Genomic DNA, 19,695 nt, shown 5'->3' with positions numbered 1-19,695 from the left:
CCCCTCGCAAGCCGCCGATATTACATGCGCCGCACGCATTGTTGGCCAGCTTTTTACGCAGCGGGCGACCGGGGACGGGCAAGGGCCCGCACGACCGGAGTCGTACGGGCCCTTGTCAGGTCACTCGGTGTCGGCCGACGGCAGCGGCCTGCACCGTCAGCCGTTGCGCTTCCAGCGCGGCTTGTCCTCGCGGCGGCCGAAGGAGCCGGAGCCCCGGTGGTCGTCACGACGGCCGTTGGGGCGGTCGTGGCCGCCGGAGCGGAAGCCCGGACGGTCGTCGCGGCGGTCGCGGTTGAACGGCCGGTCACTGCCCCGGTGCCCACCGCGCTCGTCCCGGCGGAAACCGCCCCGGTCGTCGCGACGCTCGAAACCACGGTCGTCACGGCGCTCGAAACCACGGCCACCCCGGTCGTCACGGCGCTCGAAACCACGGTCGCCACGGTCGCGGTCGAACGGACGGCGGTCGTCACGACGCTCGAAACCACGGCCACCACGGTCGTCACGGCGCTCGAAACCACGGCCACCGCGGTCGTCACGACGCTCGAAACCACGGTCGCCACGGTCGCGGTCGAACGGACGGCGGTCGTCACGGCGCTCGAAACCACGGCCACCCCGCTCGCCACGGTCGCCACGGTCGCGGTCGAAGCCGCGGTCGCGGTCCCGGTCCCGGTCGAACGGACGGCGGTCGTCACGGCGGTCGTCACGACGCTCGAAACCACGGCCACCACGGTCGTCACGGCGCTCGAAGCCGCGCTCCCCACGGTCACCACGCTCGTCGCGGCGCTCGAAGCCGCGCCGCTCCCGGCGCTCGTACGACGGCTCCGCAGCCGCCGGGCGCTCCTCGCGCTCGATGTCGTGCCCGGCCGGCTCCGCCACCACGGACGTCTCGGTCAGGTCCTGCGCCGCGGACGCCTGCGCCTCGGCGACAGCCGCCTCGGGGTCCTCTCCGCGCTCGCGGGCGACCCTGGCGACCAGCCGGTCGGCCTCCTCGCGCAGCTCGGCCGCCCGGCGCTGGGCGCGCTCGAGCTGCTTGGTGAGCTGGGCGACCTCGCGCTCGGCCTGCTGCGCGGCGTTGCCCGCGGACTCGGCCTGGACCTCGGTCATGGAGCGGGCGCCGGTGATCTCGGCGACCTCCGGGTCGAAGGCGGCACCGCCCTGGATGATGTGGCGGGCCGCGTCGACGCCGGCGTCCTCCATCAGGCGGAAGATCTGGCGCCGCTGGTGCGGCAGGGAGAGGGAGACGACCGTACCGGTGCGGCCGGCGCGGGCCGTGCGGCCGGCGCGGTGCAGGTAGTCCTTGTGGTCGCCGGCCGGGTCGACGTTGAGGACGAGGTCGATGCCGTCGACGTGGATACCGCGGGCGGCGACGTCCGTGGCGACGAGGACGTTGACGTAACCGTCCTTGAAGTCGGCCAGCGTCCGGGTGCGGGCGCCCTGGGTCATGCCGCCGTGCAGCGCGTCGGCCTTCACGCCGGCGTCGCGCAGCTGCTCGGCGACACGGTCGGCGCCCAGCTGGGTGCGGACGAAGATGATCGTGCGGCCCTTGCGGGAGGCGATCGCGGCGGTGACCGGCGCCTTGTCCTTGGGCTTCACGATGAGGATGTGGTGGGACATGGTCGTCACCGCGCCCTGGGCCGCGTCCACCTCGTGCGAGACGGGGCTGTTCAGGTAGCGGTCGACGAGGGTCTGGATCTCGTTCTCCATCGTGGCGGAGAAGAGCATCCGCTGGCCGCCCGCCGGGACCTGGTCCAGCAGCTCGGTGACCTCCGGCAGGAAGCCCAGGTCGGACATCTGGTCGGCCTCGTCGAGGACGGCGATGCGCACGTCCTCCAGGGAGCAGGCGCCACGGTTGATGATGTCGCGCAGGCGGCCCGGGGTGGCGACGAGGATGTCGACGCCGCGCTCGAGGGCGTAGATCTGGTTGCCCATCGACGTACCGCCGCAGACGACCTTCATCTTCAGGCCGAGGACGTCGCCGTAGGGCTGCAGGGCGTCGGCGACCTGCATGGCCAGCTCGCGGGTCGGGGTGAGGATGATCGCGCGGGGCCGCTTCTTGGCGGTGTGGCCGCCGGCCAGCTGGGCCAGGGTCGGCAGACCGAAGGAGAGGGTCTTGCCGGAGCCGGTGCGGCCACGGCCGAGGATGTCCTTGCCGGCCAGGGCGTCCGGGATGGTCGCGGCCTGGATCGGGAAGGGGGTGGTGACGCCGTTCTGCGCGAGCTTGCGCACGACACCCTCGGGCAGGCCGAGGTCGGCGAAGGTGGTCTGGGGGGTGGTGTCAGCGGTCTCGGAGGCCGATGCGGCCTCGGTGACCTCGGTCGCCGTCATGTCGACGACGAGAATGTCGTCGTTTTCGGACATGACGATCTGATCAGTGCTGGACACGGACATGCGAATGCGAAACCTTCCGGAGTCTCGTCGGCACGCGCCCGTCAACTCCGTGATTCGCTCACGACCGCCTCGATGCGGTCCGCCACGGCAAGGGAGAGTACGCGCCACACGGCGCGCTCTGTTGGTGGCGCCGGGCAAATGGGATCAAACGATCTACCACCATACGCACCCACCACCCCTCAAGGCAAACCGAGCCCCGAGCCCGCAGGTCAAGGGCCACCGCCCATGCCGCTGAGGCCGCGCCCGTCACGCCGGCACGCCCGCCGCGGGCGCCGGCTCCCGCTGGACCAGCTGGGGTCCCGGCGCCTCATGGGCCGAGGACGACGGCTCGGCCGACGGCGGCACCGAGCTGGGCGGCGGCGGGGTGGGCGGCTCGGGCGACGGCGGGGCAGAGGTGGGCGGGGGCGTGGGGTCGGGCGGGGTCGGGGCCGGACCCCCCGGTTTCGTGGTCTTCCCCGGGGTGCCCGTCTTGCCCGGCCCTCCGGAGGCCGTCGGCGTGCCGACCACCTCGGACGGGCTCGCCGAGCCGGAGGCCGGCTCCTCGGGCTTCGCCTTCCCGCCGTGCTCGCGCTTGCCGCCATCCGCCGCGCCGCCGCCCCCGGGGCCGCCCCCGCCGCCGACCGGGCCGCCGTCAGGCGCCGACTCGCCGTGCCGCCCCGCCGAGTGCGAGGGCCCGGCCCGGCCGGCGTCGTCGCCCACGTTCACACAGCCGGCGGCAGCGGCGACGGCCAGCGCCGTGACGGCAAGACGGGCGGGTACGTACAAGGGGCGCACGGCGGCCACCTCCGGTGGGCAACGAAAGGCGTCAACCTCTCCAACTCCCGCCGCCCGCAAGAAGACACGCGCCCCGTCCGCCTCACCCCGCCACCCCCCGGGGTGAGCGCCCGCGTCATCCGTAGCCGAGCCCATGCAGCCGGGCGTCGTCGATGCCGAAATGATGGGCGATCTCATGCACCACGGTGACCTCGGTCTCGGCGACGACGTCCTCGCGGCTCCCGCACATCCGCAGGGTCGGCCCCCGGTAGACGGTGATCCGGTCCGGCAGGACGCCCGCGTACCACTCGCCACGCTCGGTGAGCGGGGTTCCCTCGTAGAGCCCGAGCAGCTCGGGGTCGTCGGCGGGCGGCTCGTCCTCGACGAACACCGCGACGTTGTCCATCAGCCGTGTCAGCTCCGGCGGAATCCGGTCGAGCGCCTCGGCGACCAGTTCCTCGAACTCCTCGCGTGTCATCTCCAGCACACGGTCATTGTCCGGTACCGATGCCGCATATCCACCGAGGGACTTGGGCATACGGGACCAATGGCCCGCGCCCGTCTCGCCGCTCTGAGCGCTCTGCTGAACCGGAGCCGGCCCCTGGGCCGGGCCCGGCCCGGCCGGCGCCCCGTGGACGGGCTGCCGGAACTGGCGCCCGTCGCCCGCCCCCGCCCCTGGCCGAGCGCGCTGGGGCTCACCGCGGTGGTCCTCGTCGGCGCCTGGCTGGGCCTGCTGATCGCCGGGAGCGTCCAGGCGTCGGTCGGCCCGATGAACACCAGGATGGCGCTACGCCCCTCGCTCACCGGCGGCACGAAGATCAACGTATCCCCGCTGGGCGCGCTGACCCTGGACAGCCATGTCGCGCCGCTCCGCCTGGATGTCGACGTCGACCAGCTCGACCCGCTGCGCTCCCAGGCCCTGGTGGACCACCCCGAACGGCTCTCCGGCCTCCAGGACGAGGTCGCCCGGGACGTCGAGCACGGCACGCTCGACCTGGCCGTACGCTCGGGTGTGGCCGTGGTCTCCGGCGCGACGACCCTCGGTCTCGCCGTCTACCGCCGCCCCCGCCGGGCCCTCGCGGCCGGCGGACTGGCCCTCGCGCTCCTCGCCGCCTCGGGCGCGCAGGCGTACGTCACCTGGAACCCGAAGTCGGTCCTGGAGCCGAAGTTCTCCGGGCTGCTGTCGTCGGCGCCGTCCCTGATCGGCAACGCCCGCAGCATCGTCACGGAATTCGACGTCTACCAACAGGAGTTGGCCCGCCTGGTGACGAACGTGACGAAGCTGTACGACGTCACGTCCACGCTCCCGGCCTACCAGCCGGACCCGAGCACCATCCGGGTGCTGCACGTGTCGGACATCCACCTCAACCCGGCGAGCTGGAAGATCATCGCCTCGCTCGTGGAGCAGTACCAGGTGAACGTGATCGTCGACTCCGGCGACACGATGGATCACGGCACGGCGGCGGAGAACGGCTTCCTGGACCCCGTCGCGGACCTGGGTGTGCCGTACGTCTGGGTCCGGGGCAACCACGACTCCACGGCCACCCAGCGTTATCTGGCGCACATGAAGAACGTGCACGTCCTGGACGACGGCCGGGCTGAGACGATCGCCGGCCTGCGTTTCGCGGGCATGGGCGACCCGCAGTTCACCCCGGACCGTTCGGTGACCCCCGGCGGGAACGCCGCCGAGGCGCTGGCGGGCGACCGGCTGGCCAGCGCCCTGCGGGACCAGCGGGCGGCAGGGACCCCGGTGGACGTGGCGATCGCCCACGAACCGTCGGCGGCGCGCGAGACGGACGGCACGGTGGCGCTGGTCCTGTGCGGCCATCTGCACCACGAGGGCACCGAGACGCTGCCGTACGGCACCCGGCTGCGGATGGAGGGTTCGACGGGCGGCAGCGGGCTGCGTGCGGTGGAGCACAGGTACCCGGCCCCGATCGAGGCGTCGGTCCTCTACTTCGACCGGGACAACCGGCGGCTCCAGGCCTGGGACGAGATCAGGCTGGGCGGCCTCGGCCTGACGACGGCCGAGGTCAGCCGCCACCTGCCGGACGAGAACCAGCCCGGCGCGACCCCGGGCCCGGCAGCCCCGTCCACCCCGGCTCCGGCACCTCCGTCCGCCCCGTCCGGCCGGGCGTCCCCCCGCTTGCCGTAAACCGTTTTGGCGATACTCCCCGCCATCCCATATGCTTCTCACGTCCCCGACGCGCTGAGAAGCGCCCAGGCGGGCCGATAGCCCTCATCGTCTAGCGGCCTAGGACGCCGCCCTTTCAAGGCGGTAGCACGGGTTCGAATCCCGTTGGGGGCACGCACCACCCTGTGCGACACTGTCGTACGAAAGCTTGGTCCTGTGGAGCAGTTTGGAGTGCTCGCCACCCTGTCAAGGTGGAGGCCGCGGGTTCAAATCCCGTCAGGACCGCTGAGGTTTCACGTGAAACCTCGTGGCTGGGTAGCTCAGTTGGTACGAGCGTCCGCCTGAAAAGCGGAAGGTCGCCGGTTCGACCCCGGCCCCAGCCACAGCCAGAAGGCCCCGTTCATCCGAACGGGGCCTTCTTCGTATGCCCCTCACCACATGCCCTTCCTGGTCTGTGGATCGCTTGGCACCGAGGCCGCCCAGCGCTACGTTCTGGCTGATCCAGCGTGTTGGTCAGGGGGCAGGGACGATGAGCGGGGACGAGGTCAGAGGCGTTCAGGACACCGATGTGGAGAAGGACCGGGCCCGGTACGGGTTACTGGCGGTCGTCATCAGCAATCTCGCCATCGCCGGGGTCGCGATCTTCGGCGTGTGGCAGCTCGACGGGGACAAGTCGGTGATCGTCGGTGTACTGACCGCCGCCTTCACCGCCGTGAGCAGCATGACCACTGCCTACCTGGGCATCAAGGCCGTCTCCAACACCGCGAAGTCGATCGCCATGGGGCACGGACCGGCGCGGCAGCCGCAGCACGGCACGCCGCCTGCCCAGACACCGCGGTCTCAGACACCGCCGGCCCAGACACCGCCCGCTCAGCGCAGCACGCCGTGAGCCCCGCCGCAGGGCCGTCGGAGCGAGCCGCACCGCGTCGGGAGCAAATCGTTCGCCAGTGATTTCGGTGAGGTGAGATCCTGGACCGCGTATGTCTACGCATCCAGCCCCCGCCCTCGCCACCCTTGCCCCCCGTCTGACCGAGCTGTCGCTGCGCGACGCGCATCGGCTCGGCAGGCGGCTCGAAGGTGCGCGCAAGATCCGCAAGCCGGAGGCCCGTGCCACCGTCCTCGCCGAGATCGAGGGCGAGATCGGCAAGGCCGAGACCCGCATGGCCGGGCGGCGCACCGGCGTGCCCGCCGTCACCTACCCCGAGCAGCTGCCCGTCAGCCAGAAGAAGGACCTGATCGCCGAGGCCATCCGCGATCACCAGGTCGTCATCGTCGCCGGTGAGACCGGGTCCGGAAAGACCACGCAGATCCCGAAGATCTGCCTGGAGCTGGGCCGCGGGGTACGCGGCATGATCGGGCACACCCAGCCCCGGCGGATCGCCGCCCGTACCGTCGCCGAGCGCGTGGCGGAGGAGCTGCACACACCCCTCGGCGAGGCCGTCGGCTGGAAGGTGCGCTTCACCGACCAGGTCGACCCGGACGCCACCTTCATCAAGCTGATGACGGACGGCATCCTGCTCGCCGAGATCCAGACCGACGGCGAGCTGCGCGCCTACGACACGATCATCATCGACGAGGCCCACGAGCGGTCCCTCAACATCGACTTCCTGCTCGGCTACCTGGCCCAGCTGCTGCCGCGCAGGCCCGACCTCAAGGTCGTCATCACCTCCGCGACCATCGACCCCGAGCGGTTCTCCCGGCACTTCGGCGACGCCCCGATCATCGAGGTCAGCGGACGGACGTATCCGGTCGAGGTGCGCTACCGGCCCCTCCTGGAGGAGTACGCCGAGGATGCCGCGGACGCCGACCGGGATCAGATCACCGCCATCACCGACGCCGTCGAGGAGCTGATGGCCGAGGGGAAGGGCGACATCCTCGTCTTCCTCTCCGGTGAGCGGGAGATCCGGGACACGGCCGACGCCCTGGAGAAGAAGAAGTACAGGTTCACGGAGATCCTGCCCCTGTACGCCCGGCTCTCGCACGCCGAGCAGCACCGGGTGTTCCAGCCGCACACCGGGCGCAGGATCGTTCTGGCGACCAACGTCGCCGAGACGTCCCTCACCGTCCCCGGCATCAAGTACGTCATCGACCCGGGCTTCGCCCGGATCAGCCGCTACAGCCACCGCACCAAGGTCCAGCGGCTCCCCATCGAGCCGATCTCGCAGGCCAGCGCCAACCAGCGCAAGGGCCGCTGCGGACGGACCAGCGACGGCATCTGCATCCGGCTCTACTCCGAGGACGACTTCCTCGCCCGACCGGAGTTCACGGACGCGGAGATCCTGCGGACGAACCTGGCCTCCGTCATCCTGCAGATGACCGCGGCCGGCCTGGGCGAGATCGAGAAGTTCCCCTTCATCGACCCGCCGGACCACCGCAACATCCGCGACGGCGTGCAGCTGCTCCAGGAGCTGGGCGCACTGGACCCCGCGCAGAAGGACCCGCGCAAGCGCCTGACCGACACCGGCCGCAAGCTGGCGCAGCTGCCCGTCGACCCCCGCCTGGCCCGCATGGTCCTGGAGGCCGGCCGCAACGGCTGTGTCCGCGAGGTCATGGTCATCGCCGCCGCGCTGTCCATCCAGGACCCGCGCGAGCGCCCGGCCGACAAACAGGCCCAGGCCGACCAGCAGCACGCCCGCTTCAAGGACGAGACCAGCGACTTCCTCGCCTACCTGAACCTGTGGCGGTACCTGCGCGAGCAGCAGAAGGAACGCGGTTCCAGCTCCTTCCGCCGGATGTGCAAGCAGGAGTACCTGAACTTCCTGCGCATCCGCGAGTGGCAGGACATCTACACCCAGCTGCGTACGGTCGCCAAGCAGATGGGCATGCACGTCAACGAGGACGACGCCCCCGCCGACCGCGTCCATGTCTCCCTCCTCGCCGGCCTGCTCTCCCACATCAGGATGAAGGACGTGAAGGACGGCAACAAGAACGAGTACCTGGGTGCCCGCAACGCCAAGTTCGCGATCTTCCCGGGCTCGGCGCTGTTCAGGAAGCAGCCCCGGTTCCTGATGTCGGCGGAGCTGGTGGAGACGAGCCGCCTGTGGGCGCGGGTCAACGCGAAGATCGAGCCCGAGTGGGTCGAGCCGCTGGCCGGCCACCTGCTCAAGCGCACGTACAGCGAACCGCACTGGGAGAAGGACCAGGCGGCCGTGATGGCGTACGAGAAGGTGACGCTGTACGGCGTCCCGATCATCGCCCAGCGCAAGGTGAACTACGGCCGGATCGACCCCCAGGTCTCGCGCGAGCTGTTCATCCGCAACGCGCTGGTCGAGGGCGACTGGCGCACACACCACAAGTTCTTCGCGGACAACCGCAAACTCCTCAGCGAGGTCGAGGAGCTGGAGCACCGCGCCCGCCGCCGGGACATCGTCGTGGACGACGAGACCCTCTTCGACTTCTACGACCAGCGGGTACCCGAACACGTCGTCTCCGGTGCCCACTTCGACTCCTGGTGGAAGCGGAAGCGGCAGGAGCAGCCCGACTTCCTGGACTTCGAGCGGGAGATGCTCATCCGGGAGTCGGCGGAGGCGGTCACCAAGGCGGACTATCCGGACAGCTGGCGGCAGGGACAGCTGAAGTTCCGGGTGACGTACCAGTTCGAGCCGGGCGCGGACGCGGACGGTGTGACGGTCCACGTCCCGCTCCAGGTCCTCAACCAGGTCACCGACGAGGGCTTCGACTGGCAGATCCCGGGTCTCAGGCAGGAGCTCGTCACCGAGCTGATCCGCTCCCTGCCGAAGCCGATCCGCCGCCACTACGTGCCCGCGCCGAACTACGCGAAGGCGTTCCTGGAGAAGGCGGTGCCCCTTCAGGAGCCGTTGACGGTGACGATGGCGCGGGAACTGAAGCGCATGGTCGGCGTGCCCTTCGAGGCGGACGACTTCGACTGGGCGAAGGTCCCCGACCACCTCCGGATCACCTTCCGGATCGTCGACGAACGCCGCCGTAAGCTCGCCGAGGACAAGGATCTGCAGGCGCTGCAGCTGCGCCTGAAGCCGAAGGCCCGCAAGGCCCTGTCCCAGGCCGCGGCGGAGACCGCCTCCCGCGAGGGCGGCGAGTCGCTGGAGCGCGCGGGCCTGACCGACTGGACGATCGGAACCCTCACCCGGGTCTTCGAGACGCGCCGGGCCGGGCAGCCGGTGAAGGCCTACCCGGCGCTGGTGGACGACGGCGACACGGTCTCCGTCCGCCTCTTCGACACGGAGGCCGAGCAGGCGGAGGCGATGTGGAAGGGCACGCGTCGGCTGATCCTGCGCAACATCCCGGTGAATCCGGCGAAGTTCGCGTCGGAGAAGCTGACGAACGCCCAGAAGCTCGCCCTGTCCGCGAACCCGCACGGCTCGATCCAGGCGCTGTTCGACGACTGCGCGACGGCGGCGGCGGACAAGCTGATCGCTGACTTCGGCGGGCCGGTGTGGGACGAGGAGTCGTATCGGAAGCTGTACGACAGGGTGCGCGCGGAGATCGTGGACACGACCGTCCGCACGGTCGCCCAGGTGCAGCAGGTGCTCACGGCCTGGCAGGCCTGTGAACGCCGTCTGAAGGCCGCTGGCAGCCCCGCGCTGCTGGCGAACCTCACGGACGTCCGCAAGCAGCTGGACGCCCTTGTGAAGCCCGGTTTTGTGACGTGGGCGGGCATACGGCGGCTCCCCGACCTGATGCGCTATCTGGTTGCCGCCGACCGGCGCCTGCAGCAGATGCCGACCGGGGTCCAGCGGGACACCACCCGCATGGAGAAGGTCCACGAGATGCAGGACGAGTACGCCTGGCTCCTGGAGCAGCTTCCGCAGGGCCGGCCGGTGCCGCAGCAGGTGCTGGACATCCGCTGGATGATCGAGGAGCTCCGGGTCAGCTATTTCGCCCACGCGCTGGGCACGGCGTACCCCGTCTCCGACAAGCGGATCGTCAAGGCGATCGACGCCGCCGTCCCGTGACTATCCGTGTACAGCGGGTGAGTTCGACCATCGGGCTCACCTCCTGTACAGTCTCTTCTCGCAGCGCAACGCAGCAAGCCAAGCGCCGCGAAACCTGGTCCTGTGGAGCAGTTTGGAGTGCTCGCCACCCTGTCAAGGTGGAGGCCGCGGGTTCAAATCCCGTCAGGACCGCATTGAGAGAAGGGCCCCCCGAGCGGGGGCCCTTCTGCTGTTGCCGTCCGGGAAGCCGCCCGGCCGAGGACCGGGGGCACGAGCCTGCTGACGCCCACCGCGGGCCGTTCCCGGGGTTGACGGTGGCACGTTCCCTCGGTACCTAGAAACCAGGCTCCCGTTCCCATGTGCGGCCCGGAGGTGGCGTATGGCGGCATCCGTCAGGCACGAGACACGGGCGCTTCTGAGGGCCCATCTGTCGGCCGCCTCGTCCTACCGGCACCTCACCCGCTGTTGCCCGATATGCCGTCAGCTGCTGCGCCTGGCGATGGATTCCGCCCCGAGCACACCGGGACACCTGGAGCCGGGACACCTGGAGCCGGAACACCTGGAGCCGGAACACGCGGAGCAGGAGGCCGGCGTGGACGAAGGCCCCCGACACGCCTGACCAACAGCGCCCCGACGCCAGCGATGGCTCCAACTCCCTTGCGCATGTGGCACGCTGGAATGCGTGGTTCCGCTAGCGCAGGCGAGCGGGAGGCAGCAAGGCGCGGAAGATGTGACGGGTGTCACTGGAAGAGTTTTTGAAACTGTCTCTCTTACCCACGCCCTACAACCGGTCAATTTAATATGTGCAATTGCACTGCACTCACAAACGGCTCGTCACATGCGTCACACCTGCCACTCAGGTCACCGGCCAGAACCCCGCACACAATCGCTCGCACAGGAACCGCACGTGCGAACGGGCACGCGAGCCGGGCGCGAACGCGCGCATAAAAAGATCGCGCTGGACCCGGCGGAGTCCAGCGCGATCGACGACGCACCCCGTGTCGCCGCCATGGAAAGTTCTGATCGGCTCGGGCGTGGGTCCTGTTGGGGCAGGTCCCGCGTCGTGTGGAGCTAGGGTTTCGGGCGCCTCGGACGGATGGGGGGCCGTCCGTTTTGCCCGGTTATTCGGTTGTTCAGGCCTCGCTGCGCTGCTGCGGGATGCCCGCGAGCAGTGCGCGCACCTCGGCCTCGCGGTAGCGGCGGTGCCCACCGAGCGTACGGATGGACGTGAGCTTGCCGGCCTTCGCCCACCGCGTGACCGTCTTCGGGTCGACGCGGAACATGGTGGCGACCTCAGCGGGGGTCAGCAGCGGCTCGGCATCAGGGGTGCGAGCGGTCATGAGCGGCCTCCTCGGGAGAACCGAACCTTCTCGGTTCTTTCCTCTAAATTCTGCACCTTGACCCGCGTTGCCCGAAATGGCGGACGCGAGTCGAGTCGGTTATAGGACGAACGGCTTGTCCTCGGCACTACAACTACACCATCTGTCCAGCCCCGTCGGCCAAACCGATGGAATTGCCCTCCCAGGTGTTCATCAGCGACGGAAGCCGATGGACCATGCCATAGCGGACAGTCACGCCACTGTGACGATCAGTCACAGTGGCGATCAGGAGGCACCGGACCCCCCAAAGCGTGCAATGCTGAGATTCCGCCCATAGTTGAGCACAATAGGACGGACAGAGCCCTCCCCGGGCTCCTTGTCCTATTTTGGCATGAGGGTCGGCAAGAGGCGCAAGAGCCGCGTACGTGCCGTCCATCACCCTTGGGACAAAAGCCCGGATCGGGACCTACGTCCCGTCAGGTGGTCAAGTGTCGTAGACGGTACGTCGTTCGAGGCCATTTCGACCGTGATGTACGTCACTCGCAGCGACTCTTCTGCACTCAATTCGCGGAACGCAGGTCCCGCACCGCCCGCCACCGCTCCACCAGCCGCGCGTACGCCTCCCCAGCGGCCGTCCCGTCGCCCTGGCGCAGCGCCTCGATGCCATGGGCCACGTCCGCCGCCGAGTGGTCGTCCTCCAGCTCACCGGCCGGCACCACGTGCACCAGGCCGCCGTAGTCCAGCTCCACCAGCGCGCGCGGGTGGAACTCCTCCAGCCAGCGGCCGACGTCCACCAGGCCGTCGATCAGCGGCCCCTCCCCGATGGCGTCCTTCAGCGCGCGCAGCGCCCGCGCCACCCGCCGCCGGGCCTGCACCATCGGCGTGCGGTACCGCAGCATCGGCGGCACCTCGCCGGTCCCCTTGTCGTAGCGGCGCTCCTCGTCGGCGACCAGCACGAACCAGTTCAGCGGCACCTGCCAGGTCGCGGTGCGGATCCAGGGCCGGGCGTCGGGGTTGCGGTCGAGCCAGCGCTCGTAGTCCCGGGCGGCCTGGTCGCGCACCACCGGCGGCAGTACCGCGTCCAGCAGCGGCTGCGGCAGTTCCCCGGCGAGGCCGCTGAGCGCCTGCCAGCCGCGCAGCCGGGTCCGCCAGGGGCACACGCAGACCACCCCGTCGGTCTCCAGCACGAAGGCGTCACTGCTCTCGTGCACCGGTACCGCGATCGGCGGAGTGGGCAGCAAGTCGGCGAGGGAGCGGCGCAGTTCGTCCTGGTAGGAGGGGCGGTCGGGGCGGCGGGCGTAGCGCGCCCAGTGGGTCCGCTCCGGCTCCGGGAAGGCTGCCAGCGGCTCGTAGACACGCAGGTACGCGGCATAAGGGACGATCACCGAGGACACCTTGGGCACGCCTGCTCCCTCCCCGTCACACCGGTCTCGAAACCACTGCAAATCGTGCCACGTCGGTGTGCGCGCGAGCGGCACGCGAGGGTGATCCTGAACACTGGGCAGATGGCGGGTGACCGCAGGCTCTACGCTCATCCCACGGCCCCCGCCACCCATACGGGAGCCACTCCCCACCCGCCGCTACTTACACAGGAGTCACCACAGTGACCGACGTAACTGGCGCATCCGCCGGCGTCCTGCACACCCTCTTCCACTCGGACCAGGGTGGCCATGAGCAGGTCGTGCTCTGCCAGGACCGCGCCACCGGCCTCAAGGCCGTGATCGCCATCCACTCCACCGCTCTGGGCCCCGCCCTCGGCGGCACGCGCTTCTACCCCTACGCGACCGAGGCGGAGGCCGTCGCGGACGCCCTCAACCTCTCGCGCGGCATGTCGTACAAGAACGCCATGGCCGGCCTGGACCACGGCGGCGGCAAGGCCGTGATCATCGGTGACCCGGAGCGCGACAAGACCGAGGAGCTGCTCCTCGCCTACGGCCGCATGGTCGCCTCGCTCGGCGGGCGCTACGTCACCGCGTGCGACGTCGGCACCTACGTCGCCGACATGGACGTCGTGGCCCGCGAGTGCCGCTGGACCACCGGCCGCTCCCCCGAGAACGGCGGCGCGGGCGACTCCTCCGTCCTCACCTCCTTCGGCGTCTACCAGGGCATGCGCGCCTCCGCCCAGCACCTGTGGGGCGACCCCTCGCTGCGCGGACGCAAGGTCGGCATCGCCGGCGTCGGCAAGGTCGGCCACCACCTGGTCCGGCACCTGCTGGACGAGGGCGCCGAGGTCGTCATCACGGACGTGCGGGCGGACGCCGTCCAGCGGATCCTCGACGAGCACCCGGAGGGGGTCACGGCCGTCGCCGACACCGACGCCCTGATCCGCGTCGAGGGGCTCGACATCTACGCTCCCTGCGCCCTGGGCGGTGCCCTGAACGACGACACCGTGCCGGTGCTCACCGCGCGAGTGGTGTGCGGCGCGGCCAACAACCAGCTCGCCCACCCGGGCGTGGAGAAGGACCTCGCCGACCGCGGGATCCTCTACGCGCCCGACTACGTGGTGAACGCCGGCGGTGTCATCCAGGTGGCCGACGAGCTGCACGGGTTCGACTTCGAGCGGTGCAAGGCGAAGGCCGCGAAGATCTTCGACACCACGCTGGCGATCTTCGCACGCGCGAAGGAAGACGGGATTCCGCCGGCCGCCGCGGCCGACCGGATCGCCGAGCAGCGCATGGCGGAGGCCCGCGCGGCGCGCTGATTCGCACACATGAACGGTACCCGCCGGCGGGAACTTAGAGAGAACTCTCACTTCCACCGGCGGGTCGGGCCCGGATAAGTGGTTAAAATCGCCACTGACCAGCAAGGACAGGGCGCCTTGATGGTCCTGTGCACACGCGCGTGCTGCGGGCGACGTACCGTATGGGCGCGGGCTCAGGTACCGTGGAAGCCCTACAGGCGGGCTCTCACAGAGAGACCGTCGGGAATCATGAACGCGTGTCAACCAGGGGCCATCGAGCCCCGTCGTTGAGGGGGTCGAGCCATGGGGCGCGGCCGGGCCAAGGCCAAGCAGACGAAGGTCGCCCGCCAGCTGAAGTACAACAGCGGCGGGACGGACTTGTCACGCCTGGCCGAGGAGCTGGGCGCATCGACGTCGAACCAGTCGCCGAACGGCGACCGCTTCGAGGACGCCGATGAGCATGACGACGACGATCTGTACTCGCGCTACGCCGACCTCTATGAGGACGACGACGACGAGGACGAGGACGAGGGTCCCTCGCAGCACCGTCGCGGCGCTTGACCTTGCTTTGAGCACCAGTCCGGTCGGTGGCACAGCCACCGACCGGCTTCTGTGCTGTCCGCAGGTCCAGCCGACCCCGCGGGCTCAGGCGGCGTAGTCGCCCACCAGCTCGGCGCCGGTCTCCTGGTCGCCACGGTCCGTGATCTCGCCCGCGACCCACGCCTCGACCCCGCGGTCGGCCAGCGTGGTCAGGGCCGCGTCGGCGGACTCCTCGGGGACGATCGCCATCATGCCGACGCCCATGTTGAGGGTCTTCTCCAGCTCCAGGCGCTCGACGCTGCCGGTCCGGCCGACCAGGTCGAAGATCGCGCCCGGGGTCCAGGTGGAGCGGTCGACGGTGGCGTGCAGCCCGTCGGGGATCACCCGGGCCAGGTTCGCGGCCAGCCCACCGCCGGTGATGTGGCTGAACGCGTGCACCTCGGTGGTGCGGGTCAGCGCCAGGCAGTCCAGCGAGTAGATCTTCGTCGGCTCCAGCAGCTCCTCGCCGAGGGTGCGGCCGAGGTCGGCGATCTCCGCGTCCAGGGACAGGCCCGCCGTGTTCAGCAGGACATGGCGGACCAGGGAGTACCCGTTCGAGTGAAGCCCGGAGGACGCCATGGCGATCACGGTGTCACCCTTACGGATGCGATCCGCGCCCAGCAGCCGATCGGCCTCCACGACGCCCGTACCGGCGCCGGCGACGTCGAAGTCGTCCGCGCCCAGCAGTCCGGGGTGTTCGGCCGTCTCGCCGCCCACCAGGGCGCAGCCGGCCAGCACACAGCCTTCCGCGATGCCCTTGACGATGGCGGCGACCCGCTCCGGGTACACCTTGCCGACACAGATGTAGTCGGTCATGAACAGCGGCTCGGCACCGCACACCACGATGTCGTCCATGACCATGGCGACCAGGTCGTGGCCGATGGTGTCGTAGACACCCATCTGGCGTGCGATGTCGACCTTCGTACCGACGCCGTCCGTGGCGGAGGCGAGAAGGGGACGCTCGTAGCGCTTGAGGGCGGAGGCGTCGAAGAGCCCGGCGAAGCCGCCGAGGCCGCCCAGGACCTCGGGGCGCTGGGTCTTCTTCACCCACTCCTTCATCAGCTCTACGGCGCGGTCGCCCGCCTCGATGTCGACTCCGGCAGCCGCGTAGGAAGCACCGGTGGAACGGCTCTCAGACATTGCCTGGGATCTTTCGGGTTGGTTTCTACGGGGCTTACGGGCGACGAATCGCGTCGGCCGCGGCCGTGGCGGCCGGCCCGGCGGCCAGCTCGGTCTCCAGCAGCTGCTTGCCGAGCAGCTCAGGGTCCGGCAGCTCCATCGGGTACTCGCCGTCGAAGCAGGCGCGGCACAGGTTCGGCTTGGCGATGGTGGTCGCCTCGATCATGCCGTCGATGGAGATGTAGGCCAGGGAGTCCGCGCCGAGGCTGGTGCCGATCTCCTCGATGGTCATGCCGTTGGCGATCAGCTCCGCGCGGGTGGCGAAGTCGATACCGAAGAAGCAGGGCCACTTCACGGGCGGCGAGGAGATCCGGATGTGGACCTCGGCGGCACCGGCCTCGCGCAGCATGCGCACCAGGGCCCGCTGGGTGTTGCCGCGCACGATCGAGTCGTCCACGACGACCAGGCGCTTGCCCTTGATGACTTCCTTCAGCGGGTTCAGCTTCAGGCGGATACCGAGCTGGCGGATCGTCTGCGAGGGCTGGATGAAGGTGCGGCCGACGTAGGCGTTCTTGACCAGACCCGCGCCGAACGGGATCCCGCTCGCCTCGGCGTAGCCGATGGCGGCCGGGGTGCCGGACTCCGGCGTCGCTATGACCAGGTCGGCCTCGGCGGGGGCCTCCTTGGCGAGACGGCGGCCCATCTCGACCCGGGAGAGGTACACGTTCCGGCCGGCGATCTCGGTGTCCGGGCGGGCCAGGTACACGTACTCGAAGACACAGCCCTTGGGCTTCGCTTCCGCGAATCGCGAGGTGCGCAGGCCGTTCTCGTCGACGGCGACGAACTCGCCCGGCTCGATCTCCCGGACGAAGCTGGCGCCGCAGATGTCCAGCGCGGCGGTCTCGGAGGCGACCACCCAGCCGCGCTCCAGGCGGCCGAGGACCAGCGGGCGGATGCCCTGCGGGTCACGGGCGGCGTAGAGGGTGTGCTCGTCCATGAAGACGAGCGAGAAGGCGCCCCGGACCCGCGGCAGGACCGCGTGCGCGGCCTCCTCGATGGTCAGCGGCTTGCCGTCCTCGTCGACCTGGGCGGCCAGCAGGGCCGTCAGCAGGTCGGTGTCGTTGGTGGCCGCGACCCGGGTGGAGCGGCCATGGGTGTCCTTCGGCAGCTCGGCGACCATCTCGGCGAGCTGCGCCGTGTTCACCAGGTTGCCGTTGTGGCCGAGCGCGATCGAGCCGTGCGCGGTGGCACGGAACGTCGGCTGGGCGTTCTCCCACACGGAGGCGCCGGTGGTCGAGTAGCGGGCGTGACCGACCGCGATATGACCTTGGAGCGAACCGAGAGAGGTCTCGTCGAAGACCTGGGACACCAGCCCCATGTCCTTGAAGACGAGGATCTGGGAGCCATTGCTGACCGCGATTCCCGCGGATTCCTGACCCCGGTGCTGGAGGGCGTAGAGCCCGAAGTACGTGAGCTTTGCGACCTCTTCACCCGGAGCCCAGACACCGAAGACGCCACACGCGTCCTGGGGGCCCTTCTCACCGGGGAGTAGATCGTGATTGAGTCGACCGTCACCACGTGGCACGCCACCGAGTGTAGGCGAGATCGACCACTGGTCCGAATTGGGGATACGCGCCCGTAACAGAGCGGGGGTTGTCGATCAGCTTGGCGGTTTCCGCGTTCTTGCAGGTCAGAAGTGGTTTACCGGTGGACTGGCCGGGTGCGGGACGCGCTGTGGGGCGGGTCGGCGGGCCTCTTCGCCGCATGCATGAGTGAGGTGTCGCACATCATTCGGGCGCGCCGCGGCTGAGGTGGACGGCATCGCCGTCGCCGTCCGTGAGCGTCAGCTTCCCGTCGTCGACCCGCGCGGTGAGCGGGCCGGCGGTGAGCGTGCGGGCGAGGGTCTGCTCGAAGGCCGTACGGGCGCGATCGCAGGCCATCTTGGTCGTACGGACGTCCCCGAACGTGATCCGGTCGCCGTGCACGGTGGCGCGGGCGCTGAACAGGTTGCAGCCCAGGTTGCCGGCCGCCTTGCCGTCGGCGTCGATGCGCAGGCGGGGGGAGGCGGCGGCAGGGGTGTGGTGGACGGTGCCACCGGCGGTGACGCTGTCGACCCGCCATTCGACTCCGGTCACCGGTTCGGGAGCGGCCACGGCACCACTGTCCGCCGTTCTGCCGCCGCAGGCCACCACGAGGGGGAGGAGAGCGGCCACCGCCGTCAGGACTGTGCGCTGCTTGTACCGATTCATACGGATTCGACGTCCTGCGGTGGACGTCGGTTCCGTCACGTCATCAGCGGCAGCAGCCCTCCGATGTCCGCCCGCTCCCCGCTCGCGCCGACCTTCGCCCCCTCCAGCGCGTCCCCCCAGGTCATCCGTCCGGTGGCGAGCCGGACCCAGGTCAGCGGGTCGGTCTCCACGACGTTGGGCGGGGTGCCGCGGGTGTGCCGGGGCCCCTCGACGCACTGCACGACGGCGTACGGCGGCACCCGCACCTCGGTGGAACCGCCGGGCGCCTTCACGGCGAGGGCGTCGGCGAGCAGCCGGGTGGCCGCGGCCAGGGCCTGGCGGTCGTACGGCACCTCCAGGCCGGGCACGGCGGCGTTCAGGTCGTCGGTGTGGACGACGAGTTCTACGGTCCGGGTGACCACGTAGTCGTCCAGGGGCATCGCGCCGACGCTGGTGGCGAGGAGCCGGGTCCCCGGGTGTGTGTCGAGCAGCGCGCGCAGGCTCTCGTCGACGTCGGCGAGGTAGGCGTCGAGGTCGGGGTGGTCCGCGGTGAGTTTCCGGGTGAAGCCGTCGATGGCCGTGGCGTTGACGGCGGTGCCGAAGGGCCACTCGACGAGTGCGACGTCCTGCTTCGACGGGGCCGGCTCGTCCAGGGCGCGGTGGATCGCGGTGAGCGCCATCCCGATGTGGACGACCAGTTCGCGTACGGTCCACTCGCCGAGCCGGGTGGGCAGCACGAGCTGCTCGGGGCTCAGGCCACGGACGGCCTGCCGTACGTGGCCGAGCTGGGCCAGGACAGCCGCCCGGGTCTTGGCGGGGTCGTAGCTGCGGGTGCGCTTCCTGGCCGGTGGCATGACGCCGAGCCTATGCCTTCACGGCGTAGCCCTTCAGGCCTTTTTCCACCAAGCCGAAGGCGTGCCGGGCGCGTTCGGCAGCGTCAGCGGCCACCTGGTCGACGCTCTCGCCGGCGTCGATGCGGCGGTGGTGCTCCTCCACGAGCGCGGTGCGCGTGACGTTGAGCGTGGCAGCGGCTATCAGGGCCAGGGTGGGGTCACCCGTCTCCGCGGTGAGCACGTCGGCCAGCTCCCGGGCGCCGCGTTCGGACGCGACATATGCGCGCTCCTTCAGGACAGGCGTGGCCATGATGACCTGGCGGATCCGGCGGGCGAACGGCTCGGCGTGCAGGCCGACCGAGGGGTCGCGAGACTCGATCATCTCCAGGAACTGCCTGCGGACGGCCTCCACCGCGGACTCGCCCGGCGCCCGCTCGCGCACGGCACGGGCGGCGTCGGAGAAGTGTTCCTCCATGGGGCGAAAGACCAGGTCTTCCTTCGTGCCGAAGTAGTTGAAGACGGTCATCTTGGAGACCTCGGCGGCGTCGGCGATCTCCTGCACCGAGACCGCGTCGAACCCCTTCTCCGCGAACAGTGCGATGGCGGTCCGGTAGATCCGCATCGCGGTCTGCTGCTTCTTGCGCTCGCGCAGCCCCATCGCCTCAGCCATGCCGACACCTTACCAAGACGAATTTTAGGCCAGGACGAAATCTCGCCTCAGATAAAACATTGACTCAGTACATTTATTG

The 19,695-nt window shown here is 70.1% G+C and carries 16 protein-coding genes and 4 tRNA genes; 10 read left to right on the top strand and 10 right to left on the bottom strand.

The features are described from left to right. Nucleotides 1-156 precede the first annotated feature (156 nt). The 3 genes from K7G59_RS11510 to K7G59_RS11500 all read right to left on the bottom strand — a co-directional run bounded on the left by K7G59_RS11510 (nucleotide 157) and on the right by K7G59_RS11500 (nucleotide 3,628). A complete protein-coding gene (locus K7G59_RS11510; protein ID WP_225833025.1) occupies nucleotides 157-2,388 on the bottom strand; it encodes a DEAD/DEAH box helicase in 2,232 nt (743 codons plus the stop codon). Between the two features lie 246 nt (nucleotides 2,389-2,634). Continuing rightward, nucleotides 2,635-3,162: a hypothetical protein gene (locus tag K7G59_RS11505; RefSeq protein ID WP_225833023.1), complete on the bottom strand. Its 528-nt coding sequence runs from the start codon at nucleotides 3,160-3,162 to the stop codon at nucleotides 2,635-2,637. A 115-nt stretch (nucleotides 3,163-3,277) separates the two neighbouring features. Continuing rightward, complete coding sequence (locus tag K7G59_RS11500; RefSeq protein ID WP_225833021.1) at nucleotides 3,278-3,628, bottom strand: metallopeptidase family protein; 351 nt, start codon at nucleotides 3,626-3,628, stop codon at nucleotides 3,278-3,280. A 60-nt stretch (nucleotides 3,629-3,688) separates the two neighbouring features. Here K7G59_RS11500 and K7G59_RS11495 point away from each other — a divergent pair, with 60 nt between their 5' ends. The 8 genes from K7G59_RS11495 to K7G59_RS11460 all read left to right on the top strand — a co-directional run bounded on the left by K7G59_RS11495 (nucleotide 3,689) and on the right by K7G59_RS11460 (nucleotide 10,807). Further along, nucleotides 3,689-5,296, top strand: coding sequence for a metallophosphoesterase (locus K7G59_RS11495; RefSeq protein ID WP_225833020.1), 1,608 nt, complete (start codon nucleotides 3,689-3,691; stop codon nucleotides 5,294-5,296). An 80-nt stretch (nucleotides 5,297-5,376) separates the two neighbouring features. After that, nucleotides 5,377-5,449 (top strand) — tRNA-Glu (locus K7G59_RS11490). A 36-nt stretch (nucleotides 5,450-5,485) separates the two neighbouring features. Continuing rightward, a tRNA-Asp gene (locus tag K7G59_RS11485) sits at nucleotides 5,486-5,560 on the top strand. A gap of 24 nt (nucleotides 5,561-5,584) precedes the next feature. Then, nucleotides 5,585-5,658: transfer RNA gene (locus tag K7G59_RS11480), tRNA-Phe, on the top strand. A gap of 146 nt (nucleotides 5,659-5,804) precedes the next feature. Next, the gene (locus K7G59_RS11475) at nucleotides 5,805-6,164 is read left to right on the top strand and encodes a hypothetical protein (protein WP_225833016.1); all 360 of its coding nucleotides are present in this window, start codon (nucleotides 5,805-5,807) and stop codon (nucleotides 6,162-6,164) included. A 91-nt stretch (nucleotides 6,165-6,255) separates the two neighbouring features. Further along, nucleotides 6,256-10,209 carry an ATP-dependent RNA helicase HrpA gene (hrpA, locus tag K7G59_RS11470; RefSeq protein WP_225833014.1) on the top strand — a complete coding sequence of 1,318 codons (3,954 nt, stop codon included), beginning with the start codon at nucleotides 6,256-6,258 and terminating at the stop codon, nucleotides 10,207-10,209. 96 nt (nucleotides 10,210-10,305) lie between these two features. Then, nucleotides 10,306-10,380, top strand: a tRNA-Asp gene (locus K7G59_RS11465). A 187-nt stretch (nucleotides 10,381-10,567) separates the two neighbouring features. Next, nucleotides 10,568-10,807 carry a DUF6274 family protein gene (locus K7G59_RS11460; protein WP_225833011.1) on the top strand — a complete coding sequence of 80 codons (240 nt, stop codon included), beginning with the start codon at nucleotides 10,568-10,570 and terminating at the stop codon, nucleotides 10,805-10,807. A 514-nt stretch (nucleotides 10,808-11,321) separates the two neighbouring features. On the opposite strand, the gene bldC is transcribed toward K7G59_RS11460, so the two are convergent. Together bldC and K7G59_RS11450 are read right to left on the bottom strand one after the other, a co-directional pair. Then, nucleotides 11,322-11,528 carry a developmental transcriptional regulator BldC gene (gene bldC, locus K7G59_RS11455; protein ID WP_003949541.1) on the bottom strand — a complete coding sequence of 69 codons (207 nt, stop codon included), beginning with the start codon at nucleotides 11,526-11,528 and terminating at the stop codon, nucleotides 11,322-11,324. Nucleotides 11,529-12,067: 539 nt separating this feature from the next. Continuing rightward, nucleotides 12,068-12,910, bottom strand: a complete 843-nt coding sequence (locus tag K7G59_RS11450) for a hypothetical protein (RefSeq protein ID WP_225833009.1) — start codon at nucleotides 12,908-12,910, stop codon at nucleotides 12,068-12,070. A gap of 200 nt (nucleotides 12,911-13,110) precedes the next feature. Between K7G59_RS11450 and K7G59_RS11445 the strand changes: the two genes are divergently transcribed. Both K7G59_RS11445 and K7G59_RS11440 read left to right on the top strand, forming a co-directional pair. Next, a complete protein-coding gene (locus K7G59_RS11445) occupies nucleotides 13,111-14,208 on the top strand; it encodes a Glu/Leu/Phe/Val dehydrogenase dimerization domain-containing protein (protein ID WP_225833007.1) in 1,098 nt (365 codons plus the stop codon). A 282-nt stretch (nucleotides 14,209-14,490) separates the two neighbouring features. Then, on the top strand, nucleotides 14,491-14,748 hold the full coding sequence (locus K7G59_RS11440; protein ID WP_225833005.1) for a DUF3073 domain-containing protein: 258 nt from the start codon (nucleotides 14,491-14,493) through the stop codon (nucleotides 14,746-14,748). A gap of 84 nt (nucleotides 14,749-14,832) precedes the next feature. Here the strand turns inward: K7G59_RS11440 and purM are convergent, their stop codons facing one another. The 5 genes from purM to K7G59_RS11415 all read right to left on the bottom strand — a co-directional run bounded on the left by purM (nucleotide 14,833) and on the right by K7G59_RS11415 (nucleotide 19,616). Continuing rightward, nucleotides 14,833-15,906, bottom strand: coding sequence for a phosphoribosylformylglycinamidine cyclo-ligase (gene purM, locus K7G59_RS11435; RefSeq protein ID WP_225833003.1), 1,074 nt, complete (start codon nucleotides 15,904-15,906; stop codon nucleotides 14,833-14,835). 34 nt (nucleotides 15,907-15,940) lie between these two features. Next, nucleotides 15,941-17,470, bottom strand: coding sequence for an amidophosphoribosyltransferase (purF, locus tag K7G59_RS11430; RefSeq protein WP_225833001.1), 1,530 nt, complete (start codon nucleotides 17,468-17,470; stop codon nucleotides 15,941-15,943). Nucleotides 17,471-17,672: 202 nt separating this feature from the next. After that, nucleotides 17,673-18,134: an META domain-containing protein gene (locus tag K7G59_RS11425; RefSeq protein WP_225832999.1), complete on the bottom strand. Its 462-nt coding sequence runs from the start codon at nucleotides 18,132-18,134 to the stop codon at nucleotides 17,673-17,675. A gap of 35 nt (nucleotides 18,135-18,169) precedes the next feature. Continuing rightward, a complete protein-coding gene (locus K7G59_RS11420) occupies nucleotides 18,170-18,967 on the bottom strand; it encodes a maleylpyruvate isomerase family mycothiol-dependent enzyme (protein WP_225832997.1) in 798 nt (265 codons plus the stop codon). A gap of 10 nt (nucleotides 18,968-18,977) precedes the next feature. Then, entirely contained in the window at nucleotides 18,978-19,616 is a 639-nt protein-coding gene (locus tag K7G59_RS11415) for a TetR/AcrR family transcriptional regulator (RefSeq protein WP_225832994.1), read from the bottom strand. Nucleotides 19,617-19,695 lie beyond the last annotated feature (79 nt).

The sequence above is a fragment of the Streptomyces sp. NK08204 genome, from assembly GCF_020400585.1.
In the GTDB taxonomy this organism is placed as follows: Bacteria; Actinomycetota; Actinomycetes; order Streptomycetales; family Streptomycetaceae; genus Streptomyces.
The sequence above is the reverse complement of the archived record's forward strand: the minus strand, read 5'-3'. Positions and strand labels throughout refer to the sequence as shown.

Coding starts and splice junctions, on each gene's coding strand:
- K7G59_RS11460 (WP_225833011.1), top strand. CDS start 10,568: ATGGCGGCATCCGTCAGGCACGAGACACGGGCGCTTCTGAGGGCCCAT.
- K7G59_RS11420 (WP_225832997.1), bottom strand. CDS start 18,967: ATGCCACCGGCCAGGAAGCGCACCCGCAGCTACGACCCCGCCAAGACC.
- purM (WP_225833003.1), bottom strand. CDS start 15,906: ATGTCTGAGAGCCGTTCCACCGGTGCTTCCTACGCGGCTGCCGGAGTC.
- K7G59_RS11440 (WP_225833005.1), top strand. CDS start 14,491: ATGGGGCGCGGCCGGGCCAAGGCCAAGCAGACGAAGGTCGCCCGCCAG.
- K7G59_RS11475 (WP_225833016.1), top strand. CDS start 5,805: ATGAGCGGGGACGAGGTCAGAGGCGTTCAGGACACCGATGTGGAGAAG.
- bldC (WP_003949541.1), bottom strand. CDS start 11,528: ATGACCGCTCGCACCCCTGATGCCGAGCCGCTGCTGACCCCCGCTGAG.
- hrpA (WP_225833014.1), top strand. CDS start 6,256: ATGTCTACGCATCCAGCCCCCGCCCTCGCCACCCTTGCCCCCCGTCTG.
- K7G59_RS11495 (WP_225833020.1), top strand. CDS start 3,689: ATGGCCCGCGCCCGTCTCGCCGCTCTGAGCGCTCTGCTGAACCGGAGC.
- K7G59_RS11415 (WP_225832994.1), bottom strand. CDS start 19,616: ATGGCTGAGGCGATGGGGCTGCGCGAGCGCAAGAAGCAGCAGACCGCG.
- K7G59_RS11425 (WP_225832999.1), bottom strand. CDS start 18,134: ATGAATCGGTACAAGCAGCGCACAGTCCTGACGGCGGTGGCCGCTCTC.
- K7G59_RS11510 (WP_225833025.1), bottom strand. CDS start 2,388: ATGTCCGTGTCCAGCACTGATCAGATCGTCATGTCCGAAAACGACGAC.